Annotated in this window: 12 protein-coding genes; 8 read left to right on the forward strand and 4 right to left on the reverse strand. The window is 69.7% G+C overall.

The features are described 5' to 3' along the window. Nucleotides 1-966: an acetylxylan esterase gene (locus tag SK224_RS14090; protein ID WP_320435290.1), complete on the reverse strand. Its 966-nt coding sequence runs from the start codon at nucleotides 964-966 to the stop codon at nucleotides 1-3. Between the two features lie 131 nt (nucleotides 967-1,097). Here SK224_RS14090 and SK224_RS14095 point away from each other — a divergent pair, with 131 nt between their 5' ends. Further along, nucleotides 1,098-3,812: a cation-translocating P-type ATPase gene (locus tag SK224_RS14095; RefSeq protein ID WP_320435291.1), complete on the forward strand. Its 2,715-nt coding sequence runs from the start codon at nucleotides 1,098-1,100 to the stop codon at nucleotides 3,810-3,812. Between the two features lie 106 nt (nucleotides 3,813-3,918). Here SK224_RS14095 and SK224_RS14100 read toward each other — a convergent pair whose 3' ends face one another. Together SK224_RS14100 and SK224_RS14105 are read right to left on the reverse strand one after the other, a co-directional pair. Continuing rightward, nucleotides 3,919-4,761 carry an endonuclease domain-containing protein gene (locus tag SK224_RS14100; RefSeq protein WP_320435292.1) on the reverse strand — a complete coding sequence of 281 codons (843 nt, stop codon included), beginning with the start codon at nucleotides 4,759-4,761 and terminating at the stop codon, nucleotides 3,919-3,921. Between the two features lie 247 nt (nucleotides 4,762-5,008). Further along, nucleotides 5,009-5,461 (reverse strand): GNAT family N-acetyltransferase, encoded by a 453-nt coding sequence (locus SK224_RS14105; RefSeq protein WP_320435293.1) that lies wholly within the window; start codon nucleotides 5,459-5,461, stop codon nucleotides 5,009-5,011. A gap of 181 nt (nucleotides 5,462-5,642) precedes the next feature. Here SK224_RS14105 and SK224_RS14110 point away from each other — a divergent pair, with 181 nt between their 5' ends. Beyond that, nucleotides 5,643-7,859 (forward strand): NADP-dependent isocitrate dehydrogenase, encoded by a 2,217-nt coding sequence (locus SK224_RS14110; RefSeq protein WP_320435294.1) that lies wholly within the window; start codon nucleotides 5,643-5,645, stop codon nucleotides 7,857-7,859. Nucleotides 7,860-7,918: 59 nt separating this feature from the next. Here the strand turns inward: SK224_RS14110 and SK224_RS14115 are convergent, their stop codons facing one another. Further along, on the reverse strand, nucleotides 7,919-9,370 hold the full coding sequence (locus SK224_RS14115; protein WP_320435295.1) for a L,D-transpeptidase family protein: 1,452 nt from the start codon (nucleotides 9,368-9,370) through the stop codon (nucleotides 7,919-7,921). Between the two features lie 176 nt (nucleotides 9,371-9,546). Here SK224_RS14115 and SK224_RS14120 point away from each other — a divergent pair, with 176 nt between their 5' ends. The 6 genes from SK224_RS14120 to nagB all read left to right on the forward strand — a co-directional run bounded on the left by SK224_RS14120 (nucleotide 9,547) and on the right by nagB (nucleotide 15,695). Next, nucleotides 9,547-10,746, forward strand: coding sequence for an ROK family transcriptional regulator (locus SK224_RS14120; protein WP_320435296.1), 1,200 nt, complete (start codon nucleotides 9,547-9,549; stop codon nucleotides 10,744-10,746). Between the two features lie 63 nt (nucleotides 10,747-10,809). Next, a complete protein-coding gene (locus SK224_RS14125) occupies nucleotides 10,810-12,078 on the forward strand; it encodes an extracellular solute-binding protein (RefSeq protein ID WP_320435297.1) in 1,269 nt (422 codons plus the stop codon). Nucleotides 12,079-12,201: 123 nt separating this feature from the next. Then, nucleotides 12,202-13,161 carry a sugar ABC transporter permease gene (locus SK224_RS14130; protein WP_320435298.1) on the forward strand — a complete coding sequence of 320 codons (960 nt, stop codon included), beginning with the start codon at nucleotides 12,202-12,204 and terminating at the stop codon, nucleotides 13,159-13,161. Continuing rightward, on the forward strand, nucleotides 13,158-14,000 hold the full coding sequence (locus SK224_RS14135) for a carbohydrate ABC transporter permease (RefSeq protein ID WP_320435299.1): 843 nt from the start codon (nucleotides 13,158-13,160) through the stop codon (nucleotides 13,998-14,000). Before SK224_RS14130 ends, SK224_RS14135 begins: the two co-directional genes overlap by 4 nt. Beyond that, nucleotides 13,997-14,923 carry an ROK family protein gene (locus SK224_RS14140; protein ID WP_320435300.1) on the forward strand — a complete coding sequence of 309 codons (927 nt, stop codon included), beginning with the start codon at nucleotides 13,997-13,999 and terminating at the stop codon, nucleotides 14,921-14,923. Before SK224_RS14135 ends, SK224_RS14140 begins: the two co-directional genes overlap by 4 nt. Beyond that, nucleotides 14,916-15,695, forward strand: coding sequence for a glucosamine-6-phosphate deaminase (gene nagB, locus SK224_RS14145; RefSeq protein WP_320435301.1), 780 nt, complete (start codon nucleotides 14,916-14,918; stop codon nucleotides 15,693-15,695). The genes SK224_RS14140 and nagB overlap by 8 nt, the downstream gene beginning before the upstream one ends. Nucleotides 15,696-15,732 lie beyond the last annotated feature (37 nt).

Genomic DNA, 15,732 nt, shown 5'->3' on the forward strand with positions numbered 1-15,732 from the left:
TCACACGCGTGCGGCGAGGAACTCCGTCTGAGCGAACCACTGGTACATGAGACCGCCCTCGTGCTGGTTGTGGGGGTAGACCTCGATCTCCGCTTCGCCCGCGTAGTGGTTGCGGGCGGCGAAGACCGTCGAGGGCGGGCATGTCTGATCGTGCAGCGCGGTCGAGAACAGGGCGGGTGCCTCGGACCGGCGCGCCATGTTGACGCCGTCGAAATAGGACAGCGTGGTGAACACCCGCTCCTCGGTGTGGCGGTGCACCGCGAGGTAGCGCACGATCTCCTGGTACGGATCCGCGTCCGTGAGTCCCACAGCCCGTTCGAAGTGGCAGAGGAACGGTACGTCGGGCATGACCGCGACGAGTCCCTCGGACAACGCGCCGGCCGCCAACGCGATCCCGCCGCCCTGGCTGCCGCCGCAGACCGCGACGCGGTCGGCGTCGACGACGTCCAGCGTGCGCGCCGCATCCACCAGGCGCACCGCATCCGTGAACACGCGACGGTAGTAGTACTGGGCGGGATCCTCGATGCCGCGCGTCATGAAGCCGCTGACCGACGGTCCGGTGCCGTGCGGGTCGGGGGTGTCGCCGCCGTTTCCCCACATCGAACCCTGGCCTCGGGTGTCCATCAACAGGTGCGCGTAGCCCGCGTTGGCCCAGCCGAGTCGCTCGCCCGCGAGCCCTCGGCCGCCGCCGTAGCCGTTGTACTCGACGACGGTCGGCAGCGGCTCGTCGGCACCGGCCGGCACGGTCAACCAGGCGCGCACCGGCTCGCCCGCGAAGCCGCTGAAGGTGACGTCGTAGACGTCGACCAGGGTGAACGGCGACGCGACGCGCTGGTAGCGCACCTCCTCGCCCGCGGCACGGGAGGAGGCGATCGTCTCGGCCCAGAAGGCGTCGAAGTCGGCGGGCTCGCGCACCTCGGGCCGGTACTCGCGGAGGGCGTGCGGATCCATGTCGAAGCGCGGCATGAGCATCACGATAGGGGCATCGGGGTTGTCGCCGCGGCATCGTGGCCGGAGAATCGGGTGCTCATCCATCGAGAGCGATGCGGCGGCGGCATCCCGCCCCGTCGCTATGATCGCGATCGGGGAGGTGGGCCATGAGCGGCACACAGGCACCGATGGACGCGCAACCCGAGGCTGCGGCCTGGTGGGCGATGGATGCCGACCGTGTGGCGGCCGAGCTCGGCGCGGACGCCGCCCAGGGGCTGTCGGACGAGCAGGCCGCCAGACGACGGGCCGAGAACGGACCCAACGCGATCGCCGCGCCGCCCTCGCCCCGCGCGGTGACCATCGCGCTGCGTCAGCTCGCCGATCCGATGAACCTCATGCTCATCGGCGTCGTCGTGGTCAGCATCCTCATCGCGCAACCCTCCGTCGCCGTTGTGGTGGCGCTGCTCGTGGGTCTGAACGTGGTGCTCGGCACGCGGCAGGAACTCGCCGCGCGTCGCAGCGTCGACGCCCTCGCCCAGTTGCAGATCCCCCAGGTGCGGGTGATCCGCCAGGGCACGCTGCGTCAGATCGATGCGACAGACGTCGTCGTCGGCGATGTCGTCCAGTTGGAGGCCGGTGACCTCGTCCCGGCGGACGGTCGTCTCCTGCGCAGCGCGACCTGCGAGACGCAGGAGTCGGCGCTGACGGGGGAGAGCGCGCCGGTGCCGAAGGATGCGGTAACGCTCGCCGAGGACGACGTCGCGCTGGGCGACCGCGAGAACATGCTCTTCCAGAACACGAGCCTCACGCGCGGCACCGCCGTGATGGTCGTGACCGAGACCGGTATGCAGACCCAGATGGGCCGCATCGCGGGGATGCTCACGGCGGTCGTCGGCACGCGGAGCCCTCTGCAACGGGAGCTGGACGGGCTCACGAAGGTTCTGGGACTCATCGCGTGGGGCGCCGTCGCGATCATGATCGTGCTGGGATTCGCCCGCGGCGAGTCGGTTCAGACGGTCCTGCTCGTGGGGATCGCCATGGCGGTCTCCGCCATCCCGTCCGGGCTCCCGACCTTCGTGCAGGTGATGCTCTCGTACGGCGCCAAGCAGCTCGCCGAGCACCGGGCGGTCGTCAAGAACCTGAGCGATGTCGAGACGCTCGGCGCCACCTCCGCGATCAACTCCGACAAGACCGGAACGCTGACGCTCAATCAGATGACCGCTCGCCGGCTCTACGCCCGCGGCCAATGGTTCTCGGTCGAGGGTGAGGGCTACCGCAAGGCGGGCGCACTGCGTCATGCCGCCGGCCTCGACGTGCCCGACTTCACGGCGCTCGCGTACGGGCTGTGTCTCAACAGTGACGCGACCGTCTCGGATGCGGGCGCGGTGGTGGGGGACCCGACCGAGGCGGCACTGGTGGTGCTCGCGGCGAAGCTCGGCGCCGATGCGGAGGAGACGCGGCGGCTGTACCCGCGCGTGGCGGAGGTGCCCTTCGACTCGGCGTACAAGTTCATGGTGACCTGCCACGACGTACCGTGGGACGGCGCCAGCGCGTTCGTGGCGACGATCAAGGGCGGACCGGATGTGGTGCTCGAGCGCTGCACGCACGCGCTGAACGCCGACGGCGTCGTGCCCATCGCCGATGCCCGTGATGAGATCCTCGCGGCCAACGCCCGGCTCTCGGGCGAGGGGCTGCGCGTGCTGGCATTCGGCTACCGCATCCTGAACGACGAGCGGGAGGAGGCGATCGCCGATCCGATGGCCTTCGCGGACGGCTTCGTGTTCGTGGCTCTCGTCGGCATCGTCGATCCCCTGCGTCCCGAGGCGATCGAGGCCGTGCGGATCGCTGCGGGCGCCGGCATCGAGGTGCGCATGATCACGGGCGACCACGCCGTCACGGCGGCCGCGATCGGCGACGAGCTGGGCCTCGGTCCCGGCGCCATCAGCGGCCCGGAGCTGCGCGAACTGAGCGATGTGGAGCTGTCGGCCCGTCTGCCCGAGCTGCACGTGTTCGGGCGCGTGACACCGGAGGACAAGCTGCGAGTGGCTCGCCTTCTACAGGAGCGCGGCGAGATCGTCGCGATGACCGGCGACGCGGTGAACGACGCCGCGGCCCTCAAACAGGCCGACATCGGTGTCGCCATGGGCTCCGGGAGCGAGGTGACGAAGCAGGCGGCGCGCATGATTCTGACCGACGACGACTTCGGCACCCTCGTCGAAGCGATCCGGCTGGGCCGCGGGATCTACGAGAAGATCGTCGGCTACGTCCGCTACCAGATGTCGACGCTGTTCTCGCTCGTGCTGCTCTTCCTCGCCGCCAGCGTCTTCGACATCAACAACGGCGTGCCCCTCACGCCGCTCATGGTCATCTTCCTCAGCACCTTCATCACGTTCTTCCCCGTTCTGACCATCACGTTCGGGCCCGACCCGGATGGCATCATGTCGAGGCCGCCCCGCGACGTGCGTCAGACGCTCGCGAATCGAGGCTCCATCACGCAGTGGCTCGTGTACGGCGGCGCCATCTTCGCCACCGCACTCGCGGCGCTGCTGCTCGCGCCCGGCGAGGCGCGCACGACGGAGGCGTCGGTGCCGGTCACGATGGCGTTCGTCGTCATCAGTCTGGGATCCGTGCTGGCGGGGATGGGGATGCGGCGGGACCCCGCATCCGGATTCACGGCGCCGTGGGCGGACGCGCTCAAATGGCTGTGGATCCCTGTCGCGCTGACCGTCGTCTGCGTCGAGGTCGGGTTCGCCCAGAACCTGCTGATGACCACGAGCCTCAGCGGAGGGGAGTGGTTGCTGGCGCTTGCGCTGTCGGTGATCCCCGCGCTCGTGGTGGAGACGGACAAGGCCCTGCGTCGCGCCCGCGCGCGGCGCTCCTGACGCGCCGCGCGGTTACCATGCACCTTTCTCGGAGATCGGCGCGTGTCTCGGAGGATGCGGCTGTAAACCTCCGAGATTCGCGCGCATTTCCGAGATCAGGATGCTGTCAACGGGCGAGGTGGAGGCCGGCGGCGATGGCGCGCGCGATCGTGCGCTCGACGCTCGGCCAGTCGTACACGACCTGCGCATAGTCGAAGCGCAGCACGGTGAACCCGCGCAGGCGCAGTTCGGCATCGTGGGCGATGTCCTTGCCCCGCTGCGCGGACGTACGGTGATGGGTGTAGCCGTCGATCTGCACGACCAGGCGCTCGCCGATCAGGATGTCGACGCGGCGGCCCGCCACGACCGCCTGCTGCGTCATGGGCACGCCCCAAGGACTCAGCCGCACGACGACCTGCGTTTCGAGGCCGGAGTCGGAAAGACCGCGGACCTCGAGCGCGAGCGCGACGGCCTCGGGGGAACGCCAGCGCACCCGTCGCAGCGTGTCCAGGGAGATTCCTTCCGTGCGGACCGCCGACTCCCATACGACCCGCGCGGCCTCGGGGGACAGGCAGCGTGCGATATGGCGCAGCGCGTCCTCGGTCGACTCGAGCAGACTATGCGCCGCCGGTGGGGCGAGTGGAATGCTCCAGTGGGCGACCGCATCCGCGGGCACGCCGTCGGATGCGGCGTGGGGCCGTAGATGCAGGTGGGGCCGATCGACGAGCAGGGGCGGCAGCCACCAGCCGCGATGCCGAGCGACCGACACGCACGCCAGTCGTGCTCCCGCCTGCGCTGCAGCCAACAGGTCCGGCGGTGCGGACGATGTGGCGATCCAGGACCTCCGGACGATGCGGATGCGGCCGGAGGCCGCCTCGGCGCGGACGGCGCGCACGCCGAATCCGGCCTCGGCGGCGACCGCGCGATGGGCGAGCCCGCCCTGTGCGGCGAGCCAGGGAGTGAGGGACATCCCGCCATGCTGCGTCGACGTCCGCATCCCTGCTGTGCCGTGGAGCGACGTCTGTGGCAGACCCGCCGCGCTGCTCGGGCGGGGGAGGAGGTGCCACTGTTCTCGGAGATCGGCGCCGAACTCGGAGGCTTCGGGCCGAAACCTCCGAGAAGTGCGCGGAGCTCCGAGAACCGCGCGACGCGCGTGCAGCGCCCACCAGCAGCGCCGACGCGCGTGCAGCGGCGACCCGGATGCGGCGGCTGCCGCGTCAGAGCGCGATGCGGGCGACGACCTCGCCGAATTCGGTCTCGCCGACGGGCTCGAAGCCGACGCGGCGGAAGAACGCCTCGGGGCCGCCTTCGCCCGCCTCGTAGATGACGTCGACGTGGTCCATGCCGCGCTCGCGGGCCTCGTTCACGAGACTCTCGATGGCGAAGCGTCCGATGCCCTGGCCCTGATCGTCCGCGTCGACGTTGATGCGCCACAGGACGGAGCGGAACCACTCCTGCGTCTCGTGCTCGTCGAAGTTCGCGCTGACGAACCCGACGACGTCCTCGCCCGAGAGGACGACACGCTGCCAGCTGGTGCGCGGGTCGATCACGGTCGCCGCGACTCCGTAGCTGACCGGCGCGAGGAACTGTTCCTGCCCGGGTTTGAGCGACATGTTGTTCACGGCGACGATCGTCGCGGCCGACAGCTCTTCGAGGCGCAGTTCGGTCATGGTCACAGGCTAATGCCTGGCGCCCGCCCGCGGGGAGGGATGCGCGCCGTGTGAACTCCGTGGTCCGGATGCGGCGTGAACCGGACCGTGCGGCGGGCGAGATATCTCGACATCGAGATAATCGGACCGGGTGCGATAGGCTGGCGGCTGACCCTCGACGCCTCTATGGAGAGACAAATCCGTGCCTGATTCCACGATCATCTACACGCACACCGACGAGGCTCCGGCGCTCGCCACCGCATCCTTCCTTCCCATCGTCCGTGCCGTCGCCGGCCAGGCGGGGGTCGAGATCGCGACGCGCGACATCTCGCTCGCCGGTCGCATCCTCGCATCCTTCCCGCAGCGGCTCGCCCCCGAGCAGCTCGTCGGCGATGCGCTCGCCGAACTCGGCGCGCTCGCGACGCTGCCGGAGGCCAACATCATCAAGCTGCCGAACATCTCGGCATCGATCCCGCAGCTCAAGGCGGCCATCGCCGAGCTGCAGGCGCAGGGCTACGACATCCCGAACTACCCCGACGAGCCGAACGGTGTCGAGGAGGAGAGCGTCCGCGCGCGCTACGACAAGATCAAGGGCTCCGCGGTCAACCCGGTGCTCCGCGAGGGCAACAGCGATCGCCGTGCCCCGGGCGCGGTGAAGAACTACGCGCGCAAGCACCCGCACCGCAACAAGGCGTTCGCCGAGGGCTCGAAGACCCGCGTCGCGACCCTGGGACACGATGACTTCCGCTCGAACGAAATCTCCTGGGTCTCGCCCGACGACGACACCCTCACCATCCGCCACGTGGATACGGCGGGCGCCGAGACCGTGCTGAAGTCTGGGCTCAAGGTGCTGCCGGGCGAGATCGTCGACGCCACGTTCCTGTCGGCGGCTGCGCTGGACGCTTTCCTCGCCGAGACGCTGGCCACGGCCAAGGCCGACGACGTGCTGTACTCGGTGCACCTCAAGGCGACCATGATGAAGGTCAGTGACCCGATCATCTTCGGCCACGTCGTGAAGGCGTTCTTCGCCGATGTGTTCGCCCGCTACGGTGACCAGCTCGCGGCCGCAGGGCTCACGCCCAACGACGGTCTCGGTGCGATCCTGTCCGGCCTCTCGGGTCTGGAGCAGGGCGACGAGATCGCGGCCGCGTTCGAGCAGGCGATCGCCTCGGGTCCGCGCCTGTCGTACGTCAACTCGGACAAGGGCATCACGAACCTGCACGTGCCCTCCGACGTGATCGTCGACGCGTCCATGCCGGCGCTCATCCGCAACGGCGGGAAGCTGTGGGGCGCCGACGGCGGCGAAGACGACACGCTCGCCGTCATTCCCGACTCGTCCTACGCCGGCGTCTACCAGGCCGTGATCGAGGATGTCATCGCGCACGGCCCGCTCGATCCCGCCACGATCGGCACCGTCCCGAACGTGGGACTGATGGCGCAGGCGGCCGAGGAGTACGGCAGCCACGACAAGACGTTCGAGATCGCCTCCGCCGGCGTCGTCCAGGTCGTCACCTCGGCGGGTGAGGTCGTGCTCCAGAGTGCGGTGGAGCCCGGCGACATCTGGCGGGCCACCCAGACCAAGGACATCGCCGTGCGCGACTGGGTGAAGCTTGCCGTCACCCGCGCGCGCGCCACCGGCGTGCCCGCCGTGTTCTGGCTCGACGAGGGGCGCGCGCACGACGCGCAACTCATCGCCAAGGTGCGCACCTACCTGGCCGACCACGACACCGAGGGTCTGCAGATCGAGATCCTCGCGCCGGCCGAGGCGACGCTGTTCTCGCTCGAGCGCCTGCGCGCAGGGCAGGACACCATCTCGGTGACGGGCAACGTCCTGCGCGACTACCTGACGGATCTGTTCCCCATCCTCGAGGTCGGCACGAGCGCCAAGATGCTCTCGATCGTTCCGTTGCTCGCCGGCGGTGGACTCTTCGAGACGGGTGCCGGCGGCTCCGCGCCCAAGCACGTGCAGCAGCTGCTCGCCGAGGACTACCTGCGCTGGGACTCGCTGGGCGAGTTCTTCGCACTCGCCGCATCCTTCGAGCACTTCGCGACCTTCACCGGCAACGTCCGCGCGCAGGTGCTCGCGGACACGCTGGATGCCGCGACCGGCACCTTCCTCGAGAACGACAGGTCGCCGGGTCGTTCCCTCGGCACGATCGACAACCGCGGCAGCCACTTCTACCTCGCGCTCTACTGGGTGCAGGAGCTCGCCGCGCAGTCGACGGATGCGGAGCTGGCCCGCGCGTTCGCGCCGATCGCCCAGGAGCTCGCGGCGGCCGAGGAGACGATCGTCGCCGAGCTGCTGGCGGTGCAGGGAAAGCCCGTCGATATCGGCGGCTACTACCACCCGAGCCCGCGTCTGGTCGAGGAGGTCATGCGTCCGTCCGCGACGCTGAACCGCATCATCGACGCGATCTGACATCGCACGAAGAAGGGGCCGGATGCGGATGCATCCGGCCCCTTCTTCGTGCGTGCGACTCAGTAGTGGACCGAGACCTCGGATCCCTTGGACAGGAACTCGTAGGCCCAGGCCGCCTGATCGATCGGCATGTTGATGCAGCCGTGGCTCATCGGGCTGCCGAAGTTGTTGTGCCAGTAGGTGCCGTGGAAGCCGATGTCCGGGGCGAAGTATGTGACCCACGGGACGTCCTTCGTGCAGTACGTCGAGGTGGGGGTGCAGCCCATGTCCTGCATGCGCACGTGGGCGAACACGGTGAACTCGCCCGTCGGGGTGGCGTTCGCACCGAGGCCCGAGGAGATCGGCCAGCTGTTCACGACCTGACCGTTCTCGTAGAAGGTCGCCCGCTGCGTGCTGAGGTTGACATCGGAGTAGCGGTGGAGGGCTGTCGTCGTGAACGGAGCCTCGGTCACCGGCAGCTGGTACGCGGCGTCTCCCGCGGCGAGCTGCGCGGCGAAGTCGTCGGCCACCTGAGAGGTGTCGCCGAGCGTGCGCCCCACCGCGCCCGGAGTGAGGTCGCGGAGCACGTCGCCCGCGGCGTTCGTGACGACGGTGGCGTCGACGGGTGCGCGGTCGACGAGCGGAGCTAGCGTGTCGACGGTCTTCTGGATGGCGTCGGCATCGGCCGAGAGGGTCAGCTTGCCGTCCTCGGTTCCGAGTTTCAGCCAGGATGCGGCCAGCGTGCGGTCCACGGGAACGGTGCGCTCGTCGCCGACGTAGAAGCCGATCGTGTCGAGGATCCCGTTCAACCTGGTGACCGACGTCTCGGCATCCGCGGTCGTGATGGCGGCGTCCACCGGCACGATGGAGGCGTCGATCGTGGTGCGTCCCCCGCCCGAGGAGAAGGCCTCGGTCAGGGCCGAGCGCACCTGGTCGAGGTCGATGCCTTCTCCGGCCACCGCGGGGGTGGAGACGTAGGAGGCCGACGCCGCATCGAACGTCACCGTGGCGTCGGTGGGGTCGGTGTAGGCGCCGGGGGCCACCTCGCGCAGCGCGTCGGTGGCGACCGCCGGATCGAGCGTCACGTCGGCGACGAGCGGCTCGGAATTCCACTGGGTCACGTTCCACAGGGGGTGGGAGTCGAAGGCCTGTTCGGCGAGCGTGCGCGCGTCGATCGATGCGCCCAGCTCGGAACCGGTGACCGTGACGTCGCCGTCGGGGGTGTTCAGCACCACAGTGGCGCCCGCGAGGCGGGAGGACAGCGCGTCGGCCGCGCCGCCCACGGTCATGCCGCCGATCGGAACGCCGGCGACGGCCGTGCCGGGCGCGATGAGGACGAGAGACGCCGTGACGGCGGCCACCGCGAGAACGGCGGAGGGGATGCCGATCCAGAGCCCGAGGTGACGCTTGCGGGGCTTCGGCTCTTCGGGAGCCCACGCATACACGGGCGTCGCGCCGTCGCCGGACGCGGCGTCGGTGTCGTCCGCCGCCGTGTCGTTCTGTGCGTGCGGTCCGGTTGCCAGATCCGTCACACCATCACCCCCGTGCATCGTGTGCTGTGTCCTCCCAGGGTACGCGAGCAAGTCTGATAAAGGCGTGGTCAGAGTCCGATCTCCGACAACGTTCCGATTACGGCGTCGTGTAACAGTCGTGTGACGAGCACGCAGAATGCTTGCGTCATGTTTGTTCGTAAGGTGTACTAACAAACATGACTGCATCGGAAGTGCAGCGCGGCCCTTCCCTCTCAGAGCCCGCGCACACCCACACGACCTCTCGCGGCGGCGCCTTCGCGCCCGGTCGCGCGCTCCGCGCGGGAGTGAAGGTCCTGCCCGAGCACGCGCGCGGCCACAACCGCTCGCTCGTGCTGCAGACGCTCTTCCACCGGGGAGCGATGAGCCGCGCCGATCTGTCGCGGGAGACCGGCCTCACCCGTGTCACGATCTCCGACCTTGTGGCCGAGCTGATCGGCGACGGATTCGTGGTCGAGAAGGGGATGCGCGAGGGCAGCCGCCCCGGCAAGCCGGCCATGCTCGTCGACGTCGACCGCGCCGGTCACCGCATCATCGGTCTGGACCTGTCCGGCAGCGACGTCTTCATCGGCGCGGTCCTGACCCTCGACGGCGACATCGTCGCGCGCGCCGAGACGCCGCATCCCGCCGCCGCATCCGAGGTCCTGGCGGCCGTCATCTCCCTTGCCGAGCGGCTCATGGCCGAGGCGAAGGCCCCCGTGCTCGGCGTTGGGGTCGGCACCCCCGGCGTGATCGACGACCGCGGCATCGTGCTCACGGCGCCCAACATGGGGTGGGCGGGATTCGACCTCGAGGGTGTGCTGAGCGAGGCGCTCGGGCTCGAGGTGCTCGTCGCAAACGATGCGAACGCCGCCGTGCTGGCGGAGTACACGTTCGGCGGCTCCGGTGACGACGTGCTGTTGGTGAAGGTCGGCAGCGGTGTCGGATCTGGCCTGCTCGCGGGCGGCCAACCGATGCGGGGCAGCCGCTTCGCGGCAGGCGAGATCGGTCACGTCACCGTCGGCACCGACGGCGGTCCGCTCTGCGCGTGCGGCAAGGTCGGCTGCCTCGAGGCGTGGCTGTCCGTGCCGGCGCTGACAGCCAGAGCCGATGCAGCCGCCCCCGGCGAGCGCGACACGGTCCTGCGGGACGCGGGGGAGCGGCTCGGTATCGCGCTCGCCCCCGTCGTGGGCGCGCTCGATCTGTCGGAGATCGTTCTCTCCGGCCCCCCTGAACTCCTCGGCGGTGTGCTTGCGCAGGCCACCGCCGAGGCCCTCCGCACGCGGACACTCGCCCCCTTCCACGAGGGCGTCCGGGTGCGGATGACGGAGCAGGGCCAGGACATCGTCCTGCGCGGTGCGGCCGTCATGGTGCTGTCGGCGACGCTCGGCGTCTCCTGACAGCACCTCCCCGTCAGCGCCGCCGGTGCTCACGGTCTCATCATCAAGAACAGAGGACAGCACATGAAGAAGTTCCTCCCAGCCGTCGCCCTGATGGGCGCATCGGCGATTGCGCTTGCCGGATGCGCGGGGACAGGAGGCGGCTCGTCGAGCGGCGACAGCGCCCAGATCCGTGTCTGGCTCGTCGGCACCGACACCCCTCAGGATGCCCGCGACTATCTCGTGAAGACGTTCGAGGATCAGAATCCCGGTTCCACGCTGGTCATCGAGGAGCAGCAGTGGACCGGGCTCGTCGACAAGCTCACCACGAGCCTGTCATCCAACGACAGCCCCGACGTGGTCGAGATGGGCAACACCCAGGCTCCGGCGTTCACCTCGAGCGGAGCGCTGCTGAGCCTGGGCGACATCAAAGACGACCTCGGCGGCTCGGACCTGCTGCCCGGATTCGTCGAGGCGGGCAGCTGGGACGGCGATCTGTACGCCGCCCCCTACTACTCGGGCTCCCGCGTCGTGTTCTACAACACGGCGCAGTACGCGCAAGCGGGTGTCTCGGTGCCCACGACCCTCGACGAGTACGTGTCGAACGGCGTGACCCTCGCGGCGGCCCTCCCTGGTGTCTCGGGCGTCTACTTCCCCGGCAAGGACTGGTACAACGGACTGCCCTTCATCTGGGAGAACGGCGGCGAGGTGGCCGTGCAGGCGAGCGACGGCAGCTGGGACGCCCAGCTGTCCAGCCCGGAATCGATCGCCGGGCTCGAGCAGGTCCAGGAGCTGATGACGAAGGCGTCTCTCGCGCCCAAGGACGGCGACGAGACCGAGGGGTGGGTGCCCTTCCGTACTCAGCAGGCCGCGACCTACTCCGCGCCCAGCTGGGCGTACTGGTCGATCGTCGCCGACGAGGACAAGCAGCCGACCGCGGTCGCCGACACGACCGGCGAGTTCGCTCTGCCCGGCGCCAAGGGCGGAGCGGCCCAGGTCTTCGCCGGCGGCTCGAACGTCGGCATCGCCGCCAAGTCGAAGAACCCGGAGCTGGCGAAGTCGGCGCTGGAGATCATGCTGAGCGACGAGTACCAGACGATCCTGGCAGAGGCGGGTCTCGTGCCCGCAAAGACATCGCTGGGTGACAAGGTCGCCGCCGCTACGCCGGAGCTGGCCTCGGTCATCGCGTCGGCTGCGGCGAACGCCAAGCTCACGCCGGCATCGCCGAACTGGGCGGATGTGGAGGCGAAGGGCATCATGCAGGACCTGTTCGTCAACATCGCCGGCGGGGGCGACGTCGCCTCGCTCGCGGCTGCCGCCGACGAGCAGATCGAGTCCATCCTCAACGGCTGATCCACCCCTCCAGCGACGGGCCGAGACTCGTCTGCCGTCTCGGCCCGTCGCTGCGGTCCGCACGGGTGCCCGGTAACGGGTATCCGGCCGCGGAGCACCCCGCATCCGTTCTAAGGAGTCACCGTGGCTGTCGCCACCGAGCTGCCCGTCGGCGCCGTCGCCGTGACCGGGCCCCCGCCCGCCCCCCGGCGCCGCCGGCGCCCGGCGCTCGCCCCTCTTCTGCTGCTGTCGCCCGCTCTCGTCATGCTCGCCGTGTTCATCGGCTGGCCGCTCGTGCAGATGGTCGTCATGTCCTTCCAGGAGTTCGGACGTGCGCAGATCTTCGGCGCGCCGCCGTCCTTCGTGGGCCTCGACAACTACATCGCCGTCCTGACGGATTCGGGATTCTGGCAGGTGCTCGCCCGCAGCGTGGCGCTGTGCGTGGTCTGTGTCGCGGCGACGATGGTGCTCGGAGTGCTCGTCGCGCTGCTCATGACGAAGCTCGGCCGCGTCATGCGCACCGCTGTCTCGGTCGCGCTGCTGCTGGCATGGGCGATGCCCGCGCTGACCGCCACGATCGTCTGGGGCTGGATCTTCGACACCCAGTACGGCCTCGTCAACTACGCGCTCACCCAGCTGACCGGCACCGACTGGACCGGCCACAGCTGGCTCATCGACCCGCTGAGCTTCTTCGCCGTGGCGGCCATCATCATCACGTGGGGCGCGATCCCCTTCGTCGCCTTCTCCGTCTACGCCGGGCTCGGACAGGTGCCCGACGAAGTGCTCGAGGCCGCGCAACTGGACGGAGCGGGCGCCTTCTCGCGCTTCCGGCTCATCGTCTTCCCGTACCTGCGCTCCATCCTCGTCGTGCTCCTGATCCTCCAGGTCATCTGGGATCTGCGCGTGTTCGCGCAGATCTACGCGCTGCAGTCGATCGGAGGCGTCCGCGCGGACACCAACACCATCGGCGTCTACATCTACAGCGTTTCGATGGCCTCGGGCGACCTCGGCTCCGGGGGCGCGATCTCGGTCATCCTCGTGGTGATCATGCTCGTGATCTCCGGCTACTACATCCGCTCCATGCTGCGTCAGGAGGAGGCATGACCACGCGCGCACGCACCCGTACCGGTCGGGTCCTGCTGAACCTCTGCGCCCTGGTGGTGATCGTGTGCGCGGTGTTCCCCGTGTACTGGATGATCAACACCTCACTGCTGCCCGCATCCGCGGTGCGCGGTGCGACGCCGCACTTCTGGCCCGACCAGTTCACGCTGCGCAACTACGCGACGGCGCTCGGCGAGGGCGGCTTCCTCGGCGCGCTCGGCACGTCGGTGACGGTGACGGGCATCACCCTCGTCGCCGCTCTGCTGTTCGCGTTCCTCGCGGCCGTCGCGCTCTCGCGCTTCCGGTTCCGAAGCCGCAAGAGCATCGTCGTCGCGATCCTCGTCGTGCAGATGATCCCCGCGGAAGCCATGATCATCTCCACCTTCCGCGTGCTGGACGGCTGGGCCCTGGTCAACACGATCGCCGGGCTGAGCCTCGTCTACATCGCGATCGTGCTTCCGTTCACAATCTGGACCCTGCGCGGCTTCGTCCAAGGCGTACCGGCGGAGCTGGAGGAGGCGGCGATGATCGACGGCTGCAGCCGCACGGGAGCCTTCTGGCGGGTCACCTTTCCCCTGCTCGCCCCGGGCCTCGTCGCCACCGGCGTGTTCGCGTTCATCCAGGCCTGGAACGAGTTCGTGTTCGCGCTCGTCATCCTCACCCGTCCCGACCCGCAGACCCTGCCCATCTGGCTGCGTGCGTTCGTGCAGGTGACGAAGGCGACCGACTGGTCCGTGGTCATGGCCGCCTCCACCCTGATGGCACTGCCCGTCGTCGCGTTCTTCCTCATCGTGCAGCACCGCATGACCGGGGGACTGGTCTCGGGCGCGGTGAAGGGATGAGGGTCGGACTCGACGTCGGTGGCACCAAGACCGATGCGGTGGTCGTCGACGCCGAGGATCGGGTGCTCGCCTCCGTGCGGCTCGCGACCCTCTGGGGGCCGGTGGGCGTGGTGGAGACCGTCGCCGACGCCGTCGCCGCGCTCGGCACCGTGACGGGCATCGACGCCACGCAGTTCTCGTCGGTCGGGATCGGGATGCCGGGTCAGGTGCGTTCGGGGTCCGGTCGTGTGACGCACGCGCTCAACCTCGGCGTCGCGGACCTCGATGTCGCCGCCGCCGTGGGGCCCCGGCTCGGACTGCCCGTGCATGTCGAGAACGACGTGAAAGCGGCGGCGCTCGGAGCCGCGGCGCTGGAGCGGCCCGGAGCGAGCCTGGCGTTCTTGAACCTCGGCACCGGCGTCGCAGCCGGCATCGTCCTCGGTGGGCGGCTGTGGCGCGGCGCCGGCGGATCCGCCGGTGAGGTGGGACACATCAGCATCGACCCCACCGGGCCGCTGTGCCGCTGCGGGGGTCGCGGATGCATCGAGGCGCTCGCCGGGGGAGCGGCGATCGCCGACCGCTGGGGACGCCCCGCGGCCCTCCCGGTGCGCGACGTGTTCGACGCCGCGGACGCGGGCGACGCGCTCGCCACCGTCATCCGCCTCGATCTGGCCCGCGCGGTCGCGGCGGCCGTGCGCATCCTGGTGCTGACGGCCGACGTGGAACGGGTCGTCATCGGGGGAGGTCTCACCGCGCTCGCCGATCGGATGCTGCCGGAGGTGCGCATCGAGCTGGAGCACAGTGCCGCCGCATCCCCGTTCCTGCGATCGCTGCGGCTCGCGGATCGGATGCGGGTGCTGCCGACAGGGTCGCCGGTCGCGGCGGTCGGGGCGGCGATCGTGGGAGGAACAGCAATCGAGCAGGAGGTGAGCGCACATGGCTGAAGTGGTCATCGTCGCATCGGAGCAGGAGGGCGGCGCGATCGTCGCCGATGAGATCGTGCGGCTGATCCGGAAGCGGGAGGACACCGTTCTGGGACTCGCCACGGGCTCGACGCCGCTCCCCGTGTACGAGGCGTTGCAGGAGCGCATCGGCGATCTCGACGTCTCACGGGTGCGCGGGTTCGCGCTCGACGAGTACGTCGGGCTGGATCCTTCGCACCCCGAGAGCTACCGCTCGGTCATCGCCCGCGAGGTGGTCGGGCCGTTGGGCCTGGACCCCACCCGCATCCACGTGCCGGACGGGCGCCAGGAGGGTATCGCCACGGCGGGCGAGGATTATGAACGCGCGATCAGGGAAGCGGGCGGCATCGACCTGCAGATCCTGGGTATCGGCACCGACGGGCACATCGGGTTCAACGAACCCGGGTCGTCGTTCGCCTCGCGCACGCGCGTGAAGACCCTGACCGCGCAGACGCGTGAGGACAACGCCCGCTTCTTCGCCGACGCCTCCGAGGTGCCCCGTCACTGCATCACGCAGGGTCTCGGCACCATCCTCGAGGCCCGGCATCTCGTGCTCCTCGCCTTCGGGCAGGAGAAGGCGGATGCGGTCGCCGGGGCTCTCGAGGGCCCCGTCACCGCGATGCTCCCCGGCTCCGCGGTGCAGCTGCATCCGCACGTGACCGTCGTGGTGGACGAGGCCGCCGCATCCCGCCTGCGCCTGGCGGACTACTACCGCGCCAGCTGGGAGGGAAAACCCGACTGGCAGGGACTCTGAGCGCGCCGTGTCCCACGTGCCGCACTGTGTGTCCCAC

It is taken from the genome of Microbacterium sp. BG28 (assembly GCF_034044005.1).
In the GTDB taxonomy this organism is placed as follows: Bacteria; Actinomycetota; Actinomycetes; order Actinomycetales; family Microbacteriaceae; genus Microbacterium.

Excerpts from the sequence above, each read along its gene's own strand:
- SK224_RS14090 (WP_320435290.1), bottom strand. The coding sequence starts at position 966 with ATGCCGCGCTTCGACATGGATCCGCACGCCCTCCGCGAGTACCGGCCC.
- SK224_RS14095 (WP_320435291.1), top strand. The coding sequence starts at position 1,098 with ATGAGCGGCACACAGGCACCGATGGACGCGCAACCCGAGGCTGCGGCC.
- SK224_RS14100 (WP_320435292.1), bottom strand. The coding sequence starts at position 4,761 with ATGTCCCTCACTCCCTGGCTCGCCGCACAGGGCGGGCTCGCCCATCGC.
- SK224_RS14105 (WP_320435293.1), bottom strand. The coding sequence starts at position 5,461 with ATGACCGAACTGCGCCTCGAAGAGCTGTCGGCCGCGACGATCGTCGCC.
- SK224_RS14120 (WP_320435296.1), top strand. The coding sequence starts at position 9,547 with ATGACTGCATCGGAAGTGCAGCGCGGCCCTTCCCTCTCAGAGCCCGCG.
- SK224_RS14125 (WP_320435297.1), top strand. The coding sequence starts at position 10,810 with ATGAAGAAGTTCCTCCCAGCCGTCGCCCTGATGGGCGCATCGGCGATT.
- SK224_RS14135 (WP_320435299.1), top strand. The coding sequence starts at position 13,158 with ATGACCACGCGCGCACGCACCCGTACCGGTCGGGTCCTGCTGAACCTC.
- SK224_RS14140 (WP_320435300.1), top strand. The coding sequence starts at position 13,997 with ATGAGGGTCGGACTCGACGTCGGTGGCACCAAGACCGATGCGGTGGTC.
- nagB (WP_320435301.1), top strand. The coding sequence starts at position 14,916 with ATGGCTGAAGTGGTCATCGTCGCATCGGAGCAGGAGGGCGGCGCGATC.